This window comes from Pseudomonas sp. NPDC098747 (assembly GCF_044760045.1).
Lineage (GTDB): Bacteria > Pseudomonadota > Gammaproteobacteria > Pseudomonadales > Pseudomonadaceae > Aquipseudomonas.
Map to the genome: position 1 here is coordinate 20,672 of NZ_JBIWAL010000011.1, position 18,541 is coordinate 39,212.

The following is an 18,541-nucleotide window of genomic DNA, read 5'->3' on the forward strand; positions in this document are numbered from 1 at the left end:
TCTTTTTCTTGATTCGACGGTTTTTTCCACGGAACGCTACGCGCAATTTTGCCGTCTACACTCTGCCAAGACCCCGGAATCCGGGCGTCTCCCCGACGTAACAGCAGAAAGTCGCCGGCAAGGCGCTGAACCGCCAGCTCAAGGATCGCACCCACGGCGCGTTGTATTTTCACGACCGCAACGTCCACCCGAGTTGGGCCAGGCAATACCGGAAAACCGCCGAGACGAAAAAATTCCTCTTCTATAAACCCGCTGGTGGCGATGCGCGCTAGGCGCAGATTTCCCGCACACAATCGCGCAACCAGCGATGCGCCGGATCAGCGTCCATGCGCGGATGCCAGAGCATCGACACGCTGATCGGCGGCATCTTCAATGGCAGGTCGAAGCTGTACAGGCCCGTGCGCAGTTTGCTGGTGTGACGTTCCGGGACGGTGGCGATCAGGTCTGATTCACCGACCAGCGTCAGTGCCGCAGAAAACCCGCCGAATGAGGTGACGATGTCCCGCGTCAGGCCGCATTCGCGTAGCGCTTCGTCTACCGGGCCGCTGCTGCGCCCGCGCCGTGACACCAGAATGTGCTGGCCTGAGGCGAAGCGTTTGGCGCTGACCTTGCCTGAGCTCAAAGGATGCCCCTCACGCACCACGCCGATCCAGTGATCGCGAAACAGAATGCGGCTGTGCAGCGTTGGGTCGGTGCTGTCGTCGACCACACCGGTCTCCAGATCGACCCGACCTTCGCGCAGCAGTGCGCTGTCCTTGTCGGCTTTCTGCACAAAGCGCAAACGCACGCCGGGCGCCTCAGCAGCGATGCGGGCGAGCAGGGCGGCGGCGAATGTTTCAACAAACCCGTCGGTATTGCGCAAGGTGAACGTGCGTTGTAGCAGGGCGGGGTCGAGCACTTGCGCAGGACGCAAAACCGCCTCGGCTTCCTGCACCAGGTGACTGACGCGGTCGCGCAATTCCAGCGCACGCGGCGTTGGCACCAGTCCTCGACCGGCGCGCACCAGCAACGGATCGCCGGTGGTTTCGCGCAGACGGGCCAAGGCGCGACTCATCGCGGAAGGGCTCAGCCGCAGGCATTTGGCGGCGCGGGCGACGCTGCCTTCACGCAGCAGCACGTCGAGGGTGATCAGCAGGTTCAGATCCGGCGTGGTCATGACATGGCGTTCCATGCAGGTATTGAGTGCAAAGCATGCGTCTTGCGCCTTGTATTGTCGAGGCTCAGGCTACGACGCATGATCTTTTGCACAGTGAGCCCCCCATGCCCCGACAACCCCTGAGCACCCAAGCCCGCTGGGCGCTGACCAGTCTGGCGCTGTCGATGCTGATGCCGTCGCTGGACACCAGCATCGCCAACGCCGGGTTGCCAACACTGGCGGCGGCGTTTGATGCGACGTTCCAGCAGGTGCAGTGGATTGTTCTGGCGTACCTGCTGGCGATCACCACGTTAATTGTCAGCGTCGGACGTCTGGGCGATGGCTTCGGTCGGCGGCGCTTGCTGTTGATCGGGATTGGCATTTTTACCAGCGCTTCGTTGTGCTGCGCGCTGGCGCCGGGACTTGGCTGGCTGATCGGCGCACGGGCGGTGCAAGGCGTTGGCGCGGCGATCATGTTTGCGTTGACGGTCGCACTGGTGGCCGATGCGGTACCCAAAACGCGGGCGGGCAGTGCGATGGGATTGCTGGCGACGATGTCGGCCACCGGCACCACACTCGGTCCGTCGCTGGGTGGATTGTTGATGGCGCATGTTGGCTGGCAATCGATATTTTTGCTCAACGTGCCATTGGGATTGCTCAATGCGTGGCTGGTGTACCGCTATCTGCCGGCAGATCGGCCAGCAGGGTCGCGAGTTACCTTTGATTACCTTGGCAGCGGGGTGCTGGTGTTGACGCTGGCGGCCTATGCGCTGGCGATGACGCTTGATGGTTTCACGCTGGCGTTGCTGTTGATCTGCCTGTGCGGCGCGGGGTTGTTCATCGTGGTCGAGACAAAAGCCAAGGCACCGCTGATTCGCCTGTCACTGTTCGCCGATCTGCGCCTGAGCAGCAGTCTGGCGCTGACGTTGCTGGTGACAACCGTGATGATGACCACGCTGGTGGTCGGGCCGTTTTACCTGAGTCGCGGTTTGGATCTCAGCCACACCTTGGTCGGACTGGTGTTGTCGGTCGGGCCGTTGCTGGCCGCGCTCGGTGGCGTGCCGGCCGGACGGCTGGTCGATCGCTTTGGCGCACAGCGGGTGGTGCCGGGCGCCTTGCTCGGGATGGTCTGCGGTTGCGGGTTATTGGCGTTGTTGCCGATGAGTTTCGGACTGGCTGGTTACGTGTTGCCGATGACGGTGATCGCCGGCAGTTATGCGCTGTTCCAGGCGGCCAACAATACCGGATTGATGGCGACGGTCGGTCAGGATCAACGCGGCGTGGTGTCGGCGCTGCTCGGGCTGGCACGCAATCTGGGATTGATCACCGGCGCGGCGGCGATGGGGGCGGTGTTTGCCCTGGCCACCGGCAACCCGACCCAAGCGCCCGCCGCCGTCATCGGCAGTGGCATGCACATCACTTTCGGCGTTGGCACGGCGTTGATGGTCATGGCCCTGATCATCAGCCGAATGCAGATCAGCGGCAGGCGTGAGCCTGCTTGCGATGGCGTCGGTACAGCCAAAACCTCCGGTGACTGACCTGCCGCTATCGCCAGCAGGCTGGCTCCCACGGGAAATCTGTTTGGATCGAAAAACTGTGAGCACCGCTAATCCCTGTGGGAGCTGGCTTGCCAGCGATGAGGTCGGCACAGTCAACATTGATGTTGACTGACCCACCGCCATCGCTGGCAAGCCAGCTCCCACAGGTTTTGCGGTCTTCGCAGTATTGGTGCACACCACTCCTATAGGGCTTTGCGGTGTTTCTCTTAGCTGGCGTGGGTGCTGATGATGCTCGCCACCTGCTGCGGCTGGCAGTTGAGATACGGCGATTTCCTCAGCCAGCGCTGATCCGGGTACCAGGAGAACATGAACTGGCCGTTCTTCAGTTTGTCGATCACCTGTTTCGCAATTTGCGGGCGGACGGCCGGGCAACCCTGGCTGCGGCCGATTCGGCCCTGACGCTTGCTCCATAGCGGATTCACGTAATCGGCGGCGTGAATGACGATAGCGCGATCACGGGCCAGATCATTGAAACCGGGTTCCAGACCGTCCATGCGCAGCGAGTAACCGTGGGCCCCGCTGTAGCTTTCCTGAGTGCGGAACAAACCGAGGCTGGATTGATAACTGCCTTCGACATTGGAAAACTGCGTGGCGAAGTTTTCCCCGGAGTTGGAACCGTGGGCGACCAGGTCGCGCAGCACCAGTTTTTTCCGGTTGAGGTCAAAGATCCATAGTCGGCGTTCGGTGGACGGCTGCGAATAGTCGATGATCGCCAGGTGGCGGGATGGCTTCGCACCGTTGTTGACCGCACACTGCATGGCGCTCAAGGCACCTTTCAGCGCCTGGGGATTGAGTTCTGGCGCGGCGTGCGCGAGGCTGGTGAAGAGAACCGGCGATGGTTTGCCGGCGGCAAAAGCTGGACTGCTCACGGCGACAAGGGTCGCGGTGGTCAGCAGAAGTCGGCGCAAATACGTCAACATTTATAAAGTGTCCTCAACTTGCTACTTATTTGGCACTTTGGCTCCTGACTCCCAGTCGTAACCTGCAAGCCCGAAGTTCGAGCCTGACTGTTCAGCGCACCTGATGTAAGGTTGGCCATCATCTAGGTGGCCATGGATTGGAGTAAAGCAGTTGTTCAAAAAGTACGCATGCTACTTGAGCATTTGTTTGCTCGCAGCGCCGTTTGTCGCTTGTGCGGGTGAATCGCTGCCGCCGTTGCAGACGCTGCCGACACCTCCTGCCGAAATGCCGGTTGAGCCGCAAAGTCCGTTGCATGCCGTATTGATCGGTCTGCCACAGACCTGCCCGGCGCTTGCAAAACAGCTCAGCGGCCCGTCGTTGCAACAGTTGCAAGCCTTCTATCAGCAGCAGGACTGGTTGCCGGTATGGGCTAGTGAATCCGGACGATTGCAGGCCTTACAGGCGCAATTGCCGTTGTTGGCCGACGATGGCCTCAGCCCGCAACGCTACCCGGTCGCGTTCACTGCGCCGCAGGAAGGCGAGTTGTGCGCCGATATCGATATCAGCCGCTATTACCTGCAAGCCCTGCAGGACCTGCATTACGGCCGTCTGCTGCAATCGCACTTCGAGCCCTTGTGGCATGCCGATGACACCCAGCGTGACCGTCAGGCCGAACTGCTGGCGATTGCCGTGCCGGGTATGCATGACATTCCAGCGGCGTTCAACCTGGCCCGTCCGCAACTGCCTCAATACCAGAAACTGCGCCAGCTCTACGCCGCGCAACGGCTCACAGCCTTGCCAAAATGGCAGTCGGTGGGCAGCGGGCCGCTGTTACGCCCGTCCACGGCAGATAAGCGCGTGCCGGAATTGGCCCAGCGCTTGTACAGCGAAGGCTATCTGACCCACGCCATCACCCCGGCTGACAATGCTTATGAGGGCGAGTTGGTGGACGCGGTGAAAAGCTTCCAGGCCAACCATTCGTTGCAGGCTGACGGCGTGGTCGGGCCGGGGACAATTGCCGAACTCAACATCAGCCCGCTGACCCGCCGCGAACAGCTGCGGGTCAACCTCGAACGATTCCGCTGGATGGCCCAGGACATGGAGCCCGATGGTTTGCTGGTCAACGTCGCTGCGGCCGAATTGACCCTGTATCAGGGCGGCCAACCAGTGTGGCAGACGCGCACCCAGGTCGGCCGTGCCGAGCGCCAGACGCCGCTGCTCAAATCCCGCGTCACGCGCCTGACCCTCAACCCGACCTGGACCGTGCCGCCAACCATCTGGAAGGAAGACAAACTGCCGGAAATCCGCAAGGACCAGACCTTCCTCAGTCGGCATAATCTGCAGGTGTTGGATGCCAGCGGTCAGCCGTTGGCAGCAGAGGACATCGACTGGGACCACCCCGGCAACATCCTTTTGCGCCAGGACGCGGGGCCGCGTAACCCGTTGGGGCAGATGGTCATTCGCTTCCCCAACCCGTTCTCGGTGTACCTGCATGACACGCCGAGCAAGGCGTTGTTCGAAAAAGGGCCACGGGCGTTCAGCTCCGGCTGTGTGCGGGTCGAGCACCCGATGCAATTGCGCGATCTGCTGCTCAGCCCGGCGGAAAGGGCGCGCACCGAGACCTTGCTCGCCACCGGCGCCACCCATGAATTTCGCTTGTCGGCGCCGGTGCCGATCCTGATGACCTACTGGACGGCGCAGGTCGATGCCGCCGGCCACGTACGCTACTCGCCGGATATCTACAGTTTCGACCACGCCTTGTTGGCGGGCCTTGATCGCGTGCACTGAGCCTCAACGATTGCGGTGATTCCACAACACCCGCGCCAGCCATGCATCGATGCTCAACTTGCCGGCGCCGGTGAATACGAGCGGTACCAAAGCTGCCAGGTAAATCGCTGGCAGCTTGAAGTTGCCGAAGCCCTTGTTGGTGATGGCGTATCCCTGTGCCAGTTCGCTGAGCGTCGACCACTCGGCAGGCCAGTGCACGGCGGCGGTGGCGACGACGGTCACTACGATCAGCGCAATGGTCGAGATCCGCGTGCCGAAACCGATCAGAATCGCCAAGGCGCAGATCAGTTCGGCCCACATCGACAGTTCCCAATTCAGCGTCGCCGGCAGGTGATCGAAGGGGAATGGGAATTTTTCCTGAATGTCATCAAACCAGTTCTGCCCATTGAACTTCTCCAGCCCCGATTCGAAAAATTCCCAGGCGATAAATACGCGCAGGGTCAGCGGCGCCAGCCAGGCACCGGCACGGTCGAGGTTCAGGTGCACGCCTTTGACGGCGCTTGAGAGGGTCATGGTGAATCTCCGGTGGATCGGGTGAGGGGGATCGACCGGGATATTTGAAGGTTGGGGTGTGTCGGTGGTGTGTCGTCGGGTCAGGGGAAAGTGGGCTTGGTGTGTCTGCGGCGGGGTTAGACACAGTGCGATACAGCAGCCCCTCACCCCAGCCCTCTCCCGGAGGGAGAGGGAGCCGACCGAGGTGTCTTGCGTCATCCATCGACCTGAAAAATCGAATCGATTATGGATTCCCCAAACAGCGCTCACGTCGGTGTAGCTCTCCAATATCCCCCAATCAGTCCCCTCAATCTCTGGGAGAGGGCCAGGGTGAGGGCGAATCGTTTATGGATTCCCCCAACATCGCTCAAGTCGGCGTAACTCTCCAATATCCCCCGGTCAGTCCCCTCTACCCCTGGGAGAGGGTTAGGGTGAGGGCAGCAGTTTCGGCACCCGCCACAAATACCAAGCCGCCACCGTTCTATAAGGACTCCAGCCCAAACCAATCTCAACCATCTGCTTGCGCGTCGGCTGCACCTCCAATCCCTTCAACCGCCGATACCCCTCGCGCACGCCAAAATCATCCGCCGGCAAGATGTCCATCCGTTCAAGGCTGTAGATCAACAACATCTCCACCGTCCAGCGCCCGACACCGCGCAGGCTGACCAGCCGCTCGATCAGCACTTCATCATCCATCGCCAACGCCGTGGCGTAATCCGGCACCACGCCATCCAGCGTCGCTTGGGCGATTCCCTGAATCGTCGCAATCTTTCCCGCCGAAAACCCACAGCTGCGCAGTTGATCAAACCCGGTTGCGAGGATTTGCCCCGGTCGTGGAAACGATTGCCCGGGAAACAACCCGACCAACCGCCCGACAATCGCATCTCCCGCCTTGGCATGCAGTTGCTGATAGGCAATCGCCCGCACCAGCGATTCGTACGGATCGCGCGCCGGATGCGGTTGATGCAGGCAAGGGCCGACAGCGGCGATGTGTCGCTGCCAGTCGGCATCGAGCGCGGCGAGGAATTCACTTTGCGCTTGATAAGGGTCGAGTGAGCCCATCGAAATCCTTCTTGTCGTTTGAGCCGGGCAGTCAGAAAGCCAGTTGTTGCGTGAGCTGAACGGCGGCGTTTTCCAGTCTCAGCAGGAACGCCTTGCGCGGCTGACCTCCACCATAGCCGGTGAGCGAGCCGTCCGCGCCGATCACGCGATGACACGGCACCACAATCGATAGACGATTTTGACCGTTGGCCAGGCCCACCGCGCGACTGGCACCGGGTTTACCCAAGCCTGCGGCAACGGCGCCGTAGGTGCTGGTGTGACCGTAGGGAATTTGCTGCAGGGCCGACCAGACTTGCCGGGCGAACTCGCTGCCGGGCAGGTGCAAGGCGACGCTAAACTCGGTCAAGCGGCCGGCGAAATACTGCGCCAGTTCACGCTCGATCTGCTGCAAATGCGCGTTATGCCCCGGTGCGACCACGTAGCCATAGCGGTTCTGCAATTCCTCGACTTCCCGGGTCAATGCCGGCCTGTCGAGAAACTCCAGCAATACCAGGCCACGTTGTTCGGCCATGGCGATCATCGGCCCCAGCGGCGTGGTCAGTCGGGTAAACAGCAGCGGTTCACTGTGGGCGGTGCGGCCCGGGGTGATGTGGAATGACTTCTGGAAGGCATCGCGAAAACCGCTGAGCGATTCATACCCGGAATCGAACGCCGCGTGGTCGATCGAGGTGCCTTGCTTGATCCCGCCCAGCGCCATGCCCAGGCGCCGGGTGCGCAGCCAGGCATGGAACGTCATGCCGAAATGCTGCTTGAACCAGCGCCGCAGCTTCAGCGGCTCAATGCCTTCGGCGAGCAATTGCGCATCGCTCCAGCGCAGCTCGGGGTCAGCGTCGACGGTCGTGAGTAAACGCTGCACCCAGTCCGGTGCAATGGCCGCAGCGTCCAGCGGTTTGCAGCGCAGACAGGCGCGGTAACCGGCCGACATGCATTCGTCGGCATGTGCGAAGAACTCTACGTTCTCAGGTTTCGGTTTGCGCGCCGTGCAGCTCGGGCGACAGAAGATGCCGGTGGTTTTCACGGCCGTGAAGAACACGCCTTCATAGGCGGTGTCGCGTTCGAGCATGGCGCGAACCATCTCGGCGTGGGGCGGCAGGGCAGCGGTTTGTATGTTCATGGCGTGAGAGTAAAACCAGATTCGCGATGGCTCCACCGAAAAATCGACAATGAATTCCGGCTAATGCTGAACTATTGTAGGTGCTGCCGTAGTTGATTGAGGTATGCCCAATGCATCCGTTTGTAATTCAGCACATTGATCACATCGTCCTGCGCGTCGGCGACTTGCAACGCAGCATCGATTTCTACGGCCAGGTGTTCGGTGCCGAGGTGGTCAAACGCAATGGACCGCTGGGGCTGGTGCATTTGCGCGCCGGTACGTCGATGATCGATCTCGTCGACCTTGCGGGCGAAATCGGCCGCAAGGGTGGCGGGGCGGCGGGTGCCGAGCAGCGCAACGTCGATCACTTCTGCCTGCGCATCGAGCCATTCGATGAAGCGATGCTCACCGAGCACTTGCAGGCGCACGGCCTGAGCGTCGAGAAAGCCGCGACCCGTTTTGGTGCCGAGGGCAACGGCCTGTCGCTGCACTGTTTCGATCCGGACGGCAATCAGGTCGAGCTCAAAGGCCCGTCGCGGGCTTAGGCCCTTTTCGCCATCAACAGCACCGAGGCCGCCGCCGATAACAACCTTCACCACAACCCCTACGCGTCCTATCTATACAGTGACGCGTCGCTGTCGCAGTACAGCGTCGCAAGTAAGGCGAACTTTTCGGCTACGAGCCGACTCTGACCCGCTCACAGGTTTTGGTTTTGCCAGATAAAGCTATCTATCCGGTTAGCAAGGGCGTATGCCATGTAATATCCGCCCTTGTGTTGCGAACCCCACATGGCCCCAGGCGGCCCAACCAAGAGCGACTCGAATGCAAGCAAAGGCTCGTGAAGTGTGTGTGCCACCGGTGCTTCAAGATCTGCGGGCCGGCACTGCCGAGTTGCACATCGCATTGGAAAAACGCCTGCCTTTTTTCTCCGATACCCTTGATGCCCAAGCTTTTGAACGTCTGATGCAGGCCTATTACGGCTTCTATTTGCCGCTGGAAAGCGCTTTGCAGAGCAGTGGTTCAGTCCCCGACGATTTCGACCTGACGCCACGGCTGAAAACCCACACGTTGCGCGGCGATCTGCTCGCGCTGGGTCTGGCCTCCGAAGTGCTGGAAACCCTGCCGGTCTGTGATCAATTGCCGGTGATCGATTCGGCCGCTGCCAGCCTCGGTGTGCTGTACGTGCTCGAAGGCGCAACCCTCGGCGGACAGATCCTGCGTCGAGAAATCTCCGTACGGTTGGGCCTTGAAGCAGCCAACGGCGCTGCCTTCCTCTATGTCTACGGCGCTGCCACCGGCCGTCACTGGCGCGATTTCATCGAATACCTGGGCAATCGCCCGATGGACGCCGATGAGTGCCAAGCCGTGGTGATCGCTGCGCAATCCACATTCAGCTGTTTCGAACGCTGGCTCGAAAGCCGCGAGGTACTGGCATGAGTCCGCAAGACAAGGAAGTGTTTGAAGAGCTGCTAGCCAACTGTGCTGACGAACCGATCCGCTTCCCCGGCGCGATCCAGCCGCACGGTTTGCTGCTGACGTTGAGCGAGCCAGACCTTACGATCATTCAGGTTAGCGCCAACGTCGAAACCCTGCTGGGCCGTGCGCCAGAGGCGTTGGTTGGCCGGCCATTGCGGGAGCTGCTGGGTGAAGCGCGCACAGAACAGGTGCGTGAGGCCTTGCAGCAAGCGGCGTTCTTCGACGCGCCGCGGTTGTACCTCCATCTGAATGGCACCGCGTTCGAGGGGTTGCTGCATCGGCATCAGGGTGTGTTGATTCTTGAGTTGGAAATCCACATCGAAAACTTTCAGCCGCGCAACGTCGCCGGTAATCAGACAAATCTGGGGCGCATGCTCCAGCGTCTGCAAGCGGCCACGTCGTTACAGGCGCTGTATGACATCAGCGTCAAGGAAATCCAGGCGATGACCGGTTACGACCGGGTGCTGATCTATCGTTTCGAGGAAGAAGGGCACGGCCAGGTCATCGCCGAAGCGTCCGACCTGTCGATGGAAGTCTTCAACGGTCTGTTCTTCCCGGCCTCCGATATTCCCGAGCAGGCACGCGAGTTGTATCGCACCAATTGGCTACGGATTATTCCCAACGCCGACTATCAACCGGTGCCCTTGGTGCCGAAGCTGCGTCCGGATACGCAGACGCCGCTGGATTTGAGTTTCGCCACTTTGCGCAGCGTCTCGCCAATTCACTGCCAGTACATGAAGAACATGGGCGTGCTTTCGTCGATGAGTATTTCCCTACTCAAGGGCGATAAACTCTGGGGCCTGATCAGTTGCGGCAACCGTCAGCCGCTACATGTACCGCATGAATTGCGCATCGCGTGCCAGACCATCGGCCAGGTGCTGTCGCTACAGATCAGTGCGATGGAGGCGCTGGAGGTCAGCCGTCAGCGCGAAGAAAAGGTCGAGGCGTTGGCGCTGCTCAATCAGGCCATGATCGATTCGCCGCAAAACGTCTTTGACGGTCTGGCCAATCAGCCACAAATTCTGATGGCGCTGGCCAATGCCGGCGGCATCGCAATCATTGAAGACAAACAGTTGCACCGTTACGGCAACTGCCCCGAACCGCAAGAGGTCCGCGCGCTGCACCAATGGCTGCTGGAAACCGGCGAGCCGGTGTTCGCCAGTCACCACTTGGCCAGTGTTTTTCCACCTGCGGCTGAATATCAGCAGGTGGCCAGCGGCGTACTCGCCTTGAGCCTGCCTAAGCCGGTGGACAACGGCGTGTTGTGGTTCCGTCCGGAAGTCAAAGAAAACATCAACTGGAGCGGCGATCCACGCAAGCCGCTCGACCTGGAAAACTCCGATGCGGGCATGCGCCTGCGTCCGCGCACGTCGTTCGAAATCTGGAAAGTCGAAATGGCCGGGATCTCCACCAAGTGGAGCCATGGCGACTTGTTTGCGGCCAATGATTTGCGCCGCTCGGCGCTGGAAAACGATTTGGCGCGCCAGGTGCGCCGTGAGCAGGAAGCCGTTCGCGCCCGCGATGAACTGGTGGCGGTGGTGTCGCACGATCTGCGTAATCCAATGACGGTCATTTCGATGCTCTGCGGTCTGTTGCAGAAGACCTTCAGCTCCGACGGCCCGCACACCTCGCGGCGAATCGCCACGGCCATCGACACCATGCAACAGGCGGCCGGGCGTATGAATACGCTGCTGGAAGACTTGCTCGACACCTCGAAGATCGACGCCGGGCGCTACAGCATCACGCCGCAGAAACTCGATGTCAGCCAGATGTTCGAAGAGGCACAAGCACTGCTCGCGCCGCTGGCGCTGGACAAGGACATCAGCATTTCCTTCACTGCTGATCACGACTTGCACATCCACGCCGACCCCGAGCGAATGTTTCAGGTGCTGTCGAATCTGGTCGGTAACGCGATCAAGTTCACCCCGCGTCGGGGCACGATTGGCGTATGTGCCAAATCCGTCGGCAGCGACATCGTCTTCACCGTGCGTGACAGCGGCGAAGGCATTCCCAAGGAACACCTGCCGCATGTGTTCGACCGTTACTGGACGGTGAAAGAAGGCAATCCGACCGGCACCGGCCTGGGTTTGTACATCAGCCAAGGCATCGTCGAAGCCCATGGCGGACAAATCTTCGCCGAGAGCGAACTGGGGCAGGGCAGCGAATTCCGATTCACCGTGCCACGCCTGGACTGATCCATCTGGATTGCGCGGACTCTGTGGGAGCGAGCTTGCTCGCGAATGCGGTGGGTCATCCAGAAGAGATGTCCGCTGATCTGACGCCTTCGCGAGCAAGCTCGCTCCCACAAGGTATTTGCGCTTTCAGGGTGATTTTCTTCAATACCGGGGACCAGGCGCTGTTTACCTTGAGCACCTTGTTCCTCGTTTTGAAGCAGGTGTGCGATGAGTCTGATTGTTTCGATGGCGGCGTTTGCCCTGGCGGCGTCCATTACTCCCGGCCCGGTCAACATCGTGGCGCTGAGTTCCGGCGCGCAGTTCGGCTTTCGCGCCAGTCAGCGGCATGTCGCCGGGGCGACGCTGGGGTTTGTGCTGTTGCTGGTGCTGATGGGGTTGGGCCTGCACGAAGTCCTCAAGCTCTGGCCATTCATGACCCGCGTGGTGCAACTGGCCGGCGTGGCGTTTCTGCTGTTCATGGCCTGGAAACTCGCAACCGATGATGGGCAACTGAATGCCGGCGACTCGGCGCGCGCGCCCTCCATGCTCTATGGCGCAGTCATGCAATGGCTCAACCCGAAAGCCTGGCTGGCCTGCGTGGCCGGCATGGGTGCGTTTGTTGCTGATGGCGAAGCTCGGCTGGTCTGGCAGTTTGCGGCGGTGTATCTGGTGATCTGCTATGTGTCGGTGGGCTGCTGGGTCTACGCCGGGACGTTCTTGCGCGGGTATCTGGGTAATCCAGCGGGGATGCGCCTGTTCAATCGGATGATGGCGGGGTTGTTGGTGGTGAGTGCGGTTTATCTGTTGCTGCCATAGCGCCCTGTAGGAGTGTCAGCCGCGATATTGGCCGGGTGTTGCCGCCAGATGTTGCTTGAACGCCCGTTGAAAATGCGCCTGATCGGCAAACCCCGCCTCTAGCGCCACATCGGCAATCAACTGCCCGTTGCGTAACCGCTCGCGAGCGAACTGGATGCGCTGGTTTACCAGAAACGCATGCGGGGTCATGCCGAAACGCTGCTTGAAGGCGCGGATCAGGTAGGACGGTGACAGCTGTGCCGCTGCGCAGATGTCATCAAGGCTGAGCAGATCAGTACAGTGCTCGCGGATAAAGTCGGCGGCGCGTTCCAGCTTGAAATTCGGTTCGCGCAACGGCGGTTGCGCCGGGTTCAGACGCAATTGCAGATCGGTGAAAAACTCCACCGCTGCGCTCTGCTTGCGCAGGACATCCTGCTGGTCGTCGACCAGTATTTCGTACAACTCGTTGAGGTTGCAGAACAGATTGGTATCGTTGACATGAGTGGTCGCAAAGCGGCGAAACTCAAGCTGCGAACTGAAGCCCAACTGATGCTGGAGATCGGTCAGCCAGGGCGTTTCCACGTACAGCATCAGGTACGACCACGGCTGATCATCAATCGGATTGCATGCATGCACATCGCCAGGATTCATCAGCACCACGGTGCCGGCGGCGACCTCGAACTGTGCTTGTTCATGCACATAAGTGCTGCGCCCGGCAGTGATCGCACCAATGGAGAAATGCGCGTGGGAATGCCGCGCGTAGCAAACCTCGCGACCATCGGCGATGGCCCGTGCCTCAATGAACGGCAGGGCCTCATCACGCCAGAAACGCGGGGCTTTTTCAGGGTTTTTAGTGGCAGCGTGTTTCATCGAAGTCATTCCCGGCAGGCCAGCGCTCGAGTGTATTAGCTGCGGCCGGCAAAGGCTCGTTCCAGTTCGGCGATGTCGAGTTTTTTCATCGCGAACATCGCCTGCATTGCCCGCTGCGACTTACTGGTGTCCGCATCCAGCATCATGTGCATGAATGCCACCGGCACGATCTGCCACGACACACCGAACTTGTCCTTGAGCCACCCGCATTGCTGCGCTTGCGCCGGCCCGCCCGCAGAAAGGTTGCCCCAGAAATGGTCGATTTCTTCCTGATTCTGGCAGTTGACCTGGAACGATATGGCCTCGCTGAACTTGAACAGCGGCCCGCCATTGAGCCCGGTGAAGGTATGGCCGTCGAGTTCAAAACTGACGGTCATCACGGCGCCTTCCGGCTGCCCGTGAAATTCCTGGCCGACCTTGCTGTAGTGGGTCAGACCGGTGACTTTCGAATGATCGAAGATCGAGCAGTAGAACTTCGCGGCGGCTTCAGCCTGATCGTCGAACCACAGGCACGGGGTGAGTTTTTGAAAGCGTTGCATGGCAGTCGTCCTCGGCAGGTAAGACATGCTGGATTAACAGCGTAGTCAGTCTCGGGTCGATTAGCGTTGCCGTAGATCGACAAGTTGGATTCAGCGCGCCCTTCCCAGGAACCTGTGAGAGCTGGCGGGTTTCTATAGCCTGTGATCAACACAAACCGTGTGTACGGTGCGAGGAGACCCACAATGGAACGATTCACCGGCGGCTGCCTTTGCGGCGACATCCGTTTCGAAGCCTCAGGGCAACCTTACCGTGTGGGGCTTTGTCATTGTCTCGACTGTCGGAAACGCCATGGTGCGTTGTTTCACGCGTCGGCGATTTTTCCTGAAAGCGCGGTGACGGTTACCGGCGAAACGCGTGACTACAACGGGCGGTTTTTTTGCCCACGCTGTGGTTCTCCTGTGTTTACGCGGTCGGCTGATGAAGTTGAGGTGAACGTGGGGTCGCTTGATCAGCCTGATCAATTCAAACCCACTTATGAGCTCTGGACGATTCGGCGTGAGTCTTGGCTGCCGGCGCTGCCCGTTGCTCACCATTACCTGCGTGACCGCGAGAGTCGTGGGCGTTCTGAGGATTAGAGTTCAAGAGTTGCAGCCGAGCTAACGCTCAAGGTGGTATGCAATCGGCTTTTGGTCTTGTGTTGAGTTTGCCCCTCACCCCAGCCCTCTCCCGAGGGAGAGGGGGCCGATTTTTGGGCTTTTCAAAACTTGCGTTCGACTCGGTATTTCACGTCGGCGTACCTCTCCCAAACACCTCGATCAGTTCCCTCTCCCTTTGGGAGAGGGCTAGGGTGAGGGTTTGCTTTTGACTGTTTAAAGATGTGTCGATGGAGCCTGTGGATCAAGATCATAAGCTGCAACCGAGCCTGACCCGACGCCATCGCTGGCAAGCCAACCCCCACAGGGTCAGGTGGCTGGCTCCAGCAATGCTCACCCTCGAATAAACGCCAGCAAATCAGCATTAATCGTCGCCGCCTCGGTCGTCGGCATGCCGTGCGGAAATCCTGGATACGATTTCAGCGTGCCATTTGGCAGCAGTTTCGCCGACAAAGGCGCCGAGTTCTCGTAGGGGACAATCTGGTCATCTTCGCCATGCATCACCAGCACCGGCACCGTCACGCGTTTCAGATCTTCAGTGAAATCGGTCTGCGAGAACGCCACGATGCCGTCGTAATGTGCCTTGGCACCGCCGATCATGCCCTGACGCCACCAGTTGGCGATAACACCTTCCTGCGCCTTGGCGCCGGGGCGGTTGTAGCCGTAGAACGGCCCGCTCGGCACGTCGCGGTAAAACTGCGCGCGACTGGCGGCGAGTTGCGCCTGCAAGTCATCGAACACCGATTTGGGCAGGCCACCGGGATTGCTTTCGGTCTTGACCATCAGTGGCGGCACGGCGCTGATGATCGCGGCTTTGAGGACTTTGTCCTGGCCATGGCGGGCGATGTAATGGATGACCTCGCCGCCGCCGGTGGAGTGGCCGACGTGCACGGCTTTTTTCACGCCCAGATGGTTGACCACCGCCAGCACATCATCGGCGTAGTGATCCATGTCGTGACCGTCCCAGACCTGGCTCGAACGCCCGTGGCCACGGCGATCATGGGCAATCACCCGAAAGCCTTGCGCGAGGAAGAACAGCATCTGCGCATCCCAGTCGTCGGAGCTGAGCGGCCAGCCATGGTGGAAGTGGATCACCGGAGCGTTCTTCGGTCCCCAGTCCTTGTAGAAAATTTCGACGCCGTAGTTGGTGGTGACAAATCCCATGTTCGCTACTCCTGACCAATATGGAGGGCAACCCGCGAGGTGTTCGCGAATCGGTTCGCTGGTACGAGTGTTGCTGTGGCGGCCCAGTGCGAGCCGTTATCAACTGTAGGATTAAAGCCGACATGTGCATGACCGGTGGTCGCAACGTCTGGCTTGAGGCGCAATTTAGGCTTTGCTGAAAGGGATAAGCCGAGGCGCGCGCAGGCTTTTGCGGCCGCAGTGACGCCCCTTCAGAACACCGTGAGTCTGAGGAAAACCCCGATGCTGACTTTGAATATCAATGGCAAGGATCAAGAGCTTGATGTCCCTGCGGACATGCCATTGCTCTGGGTCCTGCGCGATGTCGCGCACCTGACTGGCACCAAATTCGGTTGTGGTATGGCGCAGTGCGGCGCGTGCACCGTGCATGTCGATGGCGCGCCGTTGCGTGCCTGTATCACCCCGGCCACGGCCGTCGCCCACGGGCAGAAAATCCTCACCATCGAAGGTTTGTCCACGGATGGCTCGCACCCGGTGCAGCAGGCCTGGGCCGAACTCGATGTGGTGCAGTGCGGTTACTGTCAGTCCGGGCAGATCATGTCGGCCGCTGCCTTGCTGGCGAAAATCCCCAAACCTACCGACAGCGATATCGATCAAGCGCTCTCCGGCAACATCTGCCGCTGCGGCACTTACCCAAGAATTCGCGCAGCGGTCAAACGTGCGGCCGAGATCGGGTGAATCCGACGGGGAGATAAACGATGAACAGTCCCGTATCGCGTCGGGGGTTTCTCAAAGGCAGCGCCGTGTTGGGCGGTGGTCTGGTGGTGGCGTTTACCGTGCCCGGCGGCCATCGGTTTGCCATGGCGGCAGAGAATGAAGGCAAGGTCTTTGCGCCGAATGCGTTTCTGCGGATCGGCGCCGACAACAGCGTCACCGTGCTGCTTGGCCATTCGGAAATGGGGCAGGGTATCTGGACCGGCCTGACCATGCTGATCGCCGAAGAACTGGACGCTGACTGGTCGACCATTCGCGTCGAGCATTCGCCCGCGTCGGCGGCGGATTACGGCATGCCCGGTTTTGGCGGCATGCAGATTACTGGGGGCTCGACGTCGACCTGGATGGAGTTCGACCGTTATCGACTGGCCGGAGCAACGGCCCGGCAGATGCTGGTCGAAGCGGCGGCCAAGCGCTTTGGCGTCGCGCCTTCGACGATTCGCACCGAATCGGGTGTGGTGATTGCCGGCGATAAACGCGCAACCTACGGCGAACTGGCGGACGCCGCCGGGCAACTGCCGGTACCGGATCCGAAATCCATCACCTTCAAGGAGGCCAAGGACTGGAAAGTCATCGGCAAACCGACCAAACGCCTCGACACCCCCGAGAAAATCACCGGCCGCGCCAAGTTCGGCATGGACGTGCAGTTCGAGGGTTTGATGACCTCCATGGTCGCGCGCGCGCCGGTGTTTGGGGCGACGGTCAAATCCTTCGAAGGCGCTCAAGCACTGGCGATCCCGGGCGTACATAAAGTGCTGCAGGTGCCGAGTGGTGTGGCGGTGATCGCCGAGCATTACTGGGCGGCGAAACTGGGCCGCGATGCGCTGAAAGTCGATTGGGACCTGGGGCCTCACGCCGATCTGAGCAGTGAAAAACTGCTGGAGAGCTTTCGCAAACTGGCCGCAACGCCGGGTACGTCAGCCAGTCAGGCGGGGGATGCCAAGGGCAACTTCAGCAAAGCAGCGAAGAAGATCGACGTCGAGTACAGCGTGCCGTATCTGGCGCATGCGCCGATGGAGCCGTTGAACTGCACGGTGAAAATCAGCGCGCAGAAATGTGAAATCTGGACGGGCACGCAGTTTCAGACGCTCGACCAAATGGTCGCCGGCAAAATCACCGGATTGAAACCCGAGCAGGTGGAAATCCACACCGAATTCCTCGGCGGCGGATTTGGTCGCCGGGCCAATCCGACTTCGGACTTTGTCGCTGAAGCCGTGCATGTGGCGAAAGCGGCGGGCCTGCCGGTGAAAACCGTGTGGTCGCGGGAGGACGATATCCGCGGCGGTTACTACCGCTCGATGTTCCTGCACCAGGCGCGGATCGGCCTTGGCACCGATGGAATGCCGCTGAGCTGGCAGCATGTGTTGGTCGGGCAATCGATCATGACTGGTACGTTGATGGAAGCGACCATGGTCAAGAACGGCATCGATCCGACGTCCGTCGAAGGTGTCAGCGACAGTCCGTATGTCAAAGGGCTGGCCCATCATCAGGTCGATTTGCATTCGCCGCAAACCGGGATCAACGTGCTCTGGCTGCGTTCGGTGGGGCATAGCCACACGGCGTTTGTCATGGAATCGCTGATCGACGAAATGGCCACGGCGGCGGGCAAGGACCCGGTTGAATATCGGCGAATATTGCTCAAGGAGCATCCGCGTCATCTCGGGGTGCTCAATCTGGCGGTGGAAAAGGCCAACTGGACAGCGCCGCTGCCGGACGGCCATGCCCTAGGGGTGGCGGTGCACGAATCGTTTGGCAGTTATGTGGCGCAGGTTGCTGAGGTGTCGCAAGACAATCTGACGATTCGCGTGCATCGGGTGGTGTGTGCGGTGGACTGTGGGATTGCAGTCAACCCGCAGAGCATCGCGGCGCAGATGGAATCGTGCATCACCTTCGGCCTGGGCATGGCGCTGCACAGCAAGCTCACGCTCAAGGACGGTGCGGTCGTGCAGTCCAACTATCACGATTATCAGGTGCTGCGGCTCAACGAAATGCCGGTGGTCGAGGTGCACATCGTGCCCAGCAGCGACAAACCCGGCGGCATCGGCGAGGCCGGTGTGCCGCCGACCGCGCCGGCGGTGGCCAACGCGGTGTACGCTCTGACCGGGCAACGTCTGCGCGAACTGCCGCTGCAACTGGCGGGGGTGTGA

Annotated in this window: 17 protein-coding genes and 1 pseudogene; 10 read left to right on the top strand and 8 right to left on the bottom strand. The window is 60.5% G+C overall.

Features of this window, described 5'->3' with window-relative positions; all coding sequences use genetic code 11:
* Nucleotides 1–104: 104 nt before the first annotated feature.
* Nucleotides 105–272, top strand: a pseudogene (locus tag ACIQVE_RS09550) (cell wall hydrolase); the annotation flags it as partial.
* On the opposite strand, the gene ACIQVE_RS09555 reads toward ACIQVE_RS09550, so the two are convergent.
* Entirely contained in the window at nt 269–1,156 is an 888-nt protein-coding gene (locus tag ACIQVE_RS09555) for a LysR family transcriptional regulator (protein ID WP_402807206.1), read from the bottom strand. The pseudogene ACIQVE_RS09550 and the gene ACIQVE_RS09555 sit on opposite strands and share 4 nt — an antisense overlap.
* 104 nt (nt 1,157–1,260) lie before the next feature.
* Between ACIQVE_RS09555 and ACIQVE_RS09560 the strand changes: the two genes are divergently transcribed.
* Nucleotides 1,261–2,673 (top strand): MFS transporter, encoded by a 1,413-nt coding sequence (locus ACIQVE_RS09560; protein ID WP_402807209.1) that lies wholly within the window; start codon nt 1,261–1,263, stop codon nt 2,671–2,673.
* A 227-nt stretch (nt 2,674–2,900) separates the two neighbouring features.
* On the opposite strand, the gene ACIQVE_RS09565 is transcribed toward ACIQVE_RS09560, so the two are convergent.
* A complete protein-coding gene (locus ACIQVE_RS09565) occupies nt 2,901–3,614 on the bottom strand; it encodes a murein L,D-transpeptidase catalytic domain family protein (protein ID WP_402807212.1) in 714 nt (237 codons plus the stop codon).
* Between the two features lie 151 nt (nt 3,615–3,765).
* Here ACIQVE_RS09565 and ACIQVE_RS09570 point away from each other — a divergent pair, with 151 nt between their 5' ends.
* Nucleotides 3,766–5,382: a murein L,D-transpeptidase gene (locus tag ACIQVE_RS09570; RefSeq protein ID WP_402807215.1), complete on the top strand. Its 1,617-nt coding sequence runs from the start codon at nt 3,766–3,768 to the stop codon at nt 5,380–5,382.
* 3 nt (nt 5,383–5,385) lie between these two features.
* Here ACIQVE_RS09570 and ACIQVE_RS09575 read toward each other — a convergent pair whose 3' ends face one another.
* The 3 genes from ACIQVE_RS09575 to ACIQVE_RS09585 all read right to left on the bottom strand — a co-directional run bounded on the left by ACIQVE_RS09575 (nt 5,386) and on the right by ACIQVE_RS09585 (nt 8,050).
* Nucleotides 5,386–5,895 (bottom strand): DoxX family protein, encoded by a 510-nt coding sequence (locus tag ACIQVE_RS09575; RefSeq protein ID WP_402807217.1) that lies wholly within the window; start codon nt 5,893–5,895, stop codon nt 5,386–5,388.
* 405 nt (nt 5,896–6,300) lie between these two features.
* A complete protein-coding gene (locus tag ACIQVE_RS09580; RefSeq protein ID WP_402807219.1) occupies nt 6,301–6,936 on the bottom strand; it encodes a DNA-3-methyladenine glycosylase family protein in 636 nt (211 codons plus the stop codon).
* A gap of 31 nt (nt 6,937–6,967) precedes the next feature.
* Nucleotides 6,968–8,050 (bottom strand): bifunctional transcriptional activator/DNA repair enzyme AdaA, encoded by a 1,083-nt coding sequence (locus tag ACIQVE_RS09585; protein ID WP_402807222.1) that lies wholly within the window; start codon nt 8,048–8,050, stop codon nt 6,968–6,970.
* A 110-nt stretch (nt 8,051–8,160) separates the two neighbouring features.
* On the opposite strand from ACIQVE_RS09585, the gene ACIQVE_RS09590 reads away from it, so the two are divergent.
* From ACIQVE_RS09590 to ACIQVE_RS09605, 4 genes are all read left to right on the top strand, one after another.
* The gene (locus tag ACIQVE_RS09590; RefSeq protein ID WP_402807224.1) at nt 8,161–8,574 is read left to right on the top strand and encodes a VOC family protein; all 414 of its coding nucleotides are present in this window, start codon (nt 8,161–8,163) and stop codon (nt 8,572–8,574) included.
* Nucleotides 8,575–8,851: 277 nt separating this feature from the next.
* Complete coding sequence (locus ACIQVE_RS09595; RefSeq protein ID WP_402807226.1) at nt 8,852–9,466, top strand: biliverdin-producing heme oxygenase; 615 nt, start codon at nt 8,852–8,854, stop codon at nt 9,464–9,466.
* On the top strand, nt 9,463–11,700 hold the full coding sequence (locus ACIQVE_RS09600) for an ATP-binding protein (RefSeq protein WP_402807228.1): 2,238 nt from the start codon (nt 9,463–9,465) through the stop codon (nt 11,698–11,700). The genes ACIQVE_RS09595 and ACIQVE_RS09600 overlap by 4 nt, the downstream gene beginning before the upstream one ends.
* A 207-nt stretch (nt 11,701–11,907) precedes the next feature.
* Nucleotides 11,908–12,495 (top strand): LysE family translocator, encoded by a 588-nt coding sequence (locus ACIQVE_RS09605; protein ID WP_402807231.1) that lies wholly within the window; start codon nt 11,908–11,910, stop codon nt 12,493–12,495.
* Between the two features lie 15 nt (nt 12,496–12,510).
* On the opposite strand, the gene ACIQVE_RS09610 is transcribed toward ACIQVE_RS09605, so the two are convergent.
* Nucleotides 12,511–13,344: a helix-turn-helix domain-containing protein gene (locus ACIQVE_RS09610; RefSeq protein ID WP_402807234.1), complete on the bottom strand. Its 834-nt coding sequence runs from the start codon at nt 13,342–13,344 to the stop codon at nt 12,511–12,513.
* A gap of 35 nt (nt 13,345–13,379) precedes the next feature.
* Nucleotides 13,380–13,883, bottom strand: a complete 504-nt coding sequence (locus ACIQVE_RS09615; protein ID WP_402807236.1) for a VOC family protein — start codon at nt 13,881–13,883, stop codon at nt 13,380–13,382.
* 183 nt (nt 13,884–14,066) lie between these two features.
* Between ACIQVE_RS09615 and ACIQVE_RS09620 the strand changes: the two genes are divergently transcribed.
* Nucleotides 14,067–14,459 (top strand): GFA family protein, encoded by a 393-nt coding sequence (locus ACIQVE_RS09620; protein WP_402807238.1) that lies wholly within the window; start codon nt 14,067–14,069, stop codon nt 14,457–14,459.
* Between the two features lie 351 nt (nt 14,460–14,810).
* On the opposite strand, the gene ACIQVE_RS09625 is transcribed toward ACIQVE_RS09620, so the two are convergent.
* Nucleotides 14,811–15,641, bottom strand: a complete 831-nt coding sequence (locus ACIQVE_RS09625; RefSeq protein ID WP_402807240.1) for an alpha/beta fold hydrolase — start codon at nt 15,639–15,641, stop codon at nt 14,811–14,813.
* 261 nt (nt 15,642–15,902) lie between these two features.
* Between ACIQVE_RS09625 and ACIQVE_RS09630 the strand changes: the two genes are divergently transcribed.
* Nucleotides 15,903–16,358: a (2Fe-2S)-binding protein gene (locus ACIQVE_RS09630; protein ID WP_007965305.1), complete on the top strand. Its 456-nt coding sequence runs from the start codon at nt 15,903–15,905 to the stop codon at nt 16,356–16,358.
* A 20-nt stretch (nt 16,359–16,378) separates the two neighbouring features.
* Complete coding sequence (locus ACIQVE_RS09635; RefSeq protein ID WP_402807242.1) at nt 16,379–18,541, top strand: molybdopterin cofactor-binding domain-containing protein; 2,163 nt, start codon at nt 16,379–16,381, stop codon at nt 18,539–18,541.

What these genes read in the sequence shown, in the direction of transcription:
- ACIQVE_RS09555 (WP_402807206.1), bottom strand. Translation starts at nt 1,156, where the DNA reads ATGACCACGCCGGATCTGAACCTGCTGATCACCCTCGACGTGCTGCTG.
- ACIQVE_RS09560 (WP_402807209.1), top strand. Translation starts at nt 1,261, where the DNA reads ATGCCCCGACAACCCCTGAGCACCCAAGCCCGCTGGGCGCTGACCAGT.
- ACIQVE_RS09565 (WP_402807212.1), bottom strand. Translation starts at nt 3,614, where the DNA reads ATGTTGACGTATTTGCGCCGACTTCTGCTGACCACCGCGACCCTTGTC.
- ACIQVE_RS09575 (WP_402807217.1), bottom strand. Translation starts at nt 5,895, where the DNA reads ATGACCCTCTCAAGCGCCGTCAAAGGCGTGCACCTGAACCTCGACCGT.
- ACIQVE_RS09580 (WP_402807219.1), bottom strand. Translation starts at nt 6,936, where the DNA reads ATGGGCTCACTCGACCCTTATCAAGCGCAAAGTGAATTCCTCGCCGCG.
- ACIQVE_RS09585 (WP_402807222.1), bottom strand. Translation starts at nt 8,050, where the DNA reads ATGAACATACAAACCGCTGCCCTGCCGCCCCACGCCGAGATGGTTCGC.
- ACIQVE_RS09590 (WP_402807224.1), top strand. Translation starts at nt 8,161, where the DNA reads ATGCATCCGTTTGTAATTCAGCACATTGATCACATCGTCCTGCGCGTC.
- ACIQVE_RS09595 (WP_402807226.1), top strand. Translation starts at nt 8,852, where the DNA reads ATGCAAGCAAAGGCTCGTGAAGTGTGTGTGCCACCGGTGCTTCAAGAT.
- ACIQVE_RS09600 (WP_402807228.1), top strand. Translation starts at nt 9,463, where the DNA reads ATGAGTCCGCAAGACAAGGAAGTGTTTGAAGAGCTGCTAGCCAACTGT.
- ACIQVE_RS09605 (WP_402807231.1), top strand. Translation starts at nt 11,908, where the DNA reads ATGAGTCTGATTGTTTCGATGGCGGCGTTTGCCCTGGCGGCGTCCATT.
- ACIQVE_RS09610 (WP_402807234.1), bottom strand. Translation starts at nt 13,344, where the DNA reads ATGAAACACGCTGCCACTAAAAACCCTGAAAAAGCCCCGCGTTTCTGG.
- ACIQVE_RS09615 (WP_402807236.1), bottom strand. Translation starts at nt 13,883, where the DNA reads ATGCAACGCTTTCAAAAACTCACCCCGTGCCTGTGGTTCGACGATCAG.
- ACIQVE_RS09620 (WP_402807238.1), top strand. Translation starts at nt 14,067, where the DNA reads ATGGAACGATTCACCGGCGGCTGCCTTTGCGGCGACATCCGTTTCGAA.
- ACIQVE_RS09625 (WP_402807240.1), bottom strand. Translation starts at nt 15,641, where the DNA reads ATGGGATTTGTCACCACCAACTACGGCGTCGAAATTTTCTACAAGGAC.
- ACIQVE_RS09630 (WP_007965305.1), top strand. Translation starts at nt 15,903, where the DNA reads ATGCTGACTTTGAATATCAATGGCAAGGATCAAGAGCTTGATGTCCCT.
- ACIQVE_RS09635 (WP_402807242.1), top strand. Translation starts at nt 16,379, where the DNA reads ATGAACAGTCCCGTATCGCGTCGGGGGTTTCTCAAAGGCAGCGCCGTG.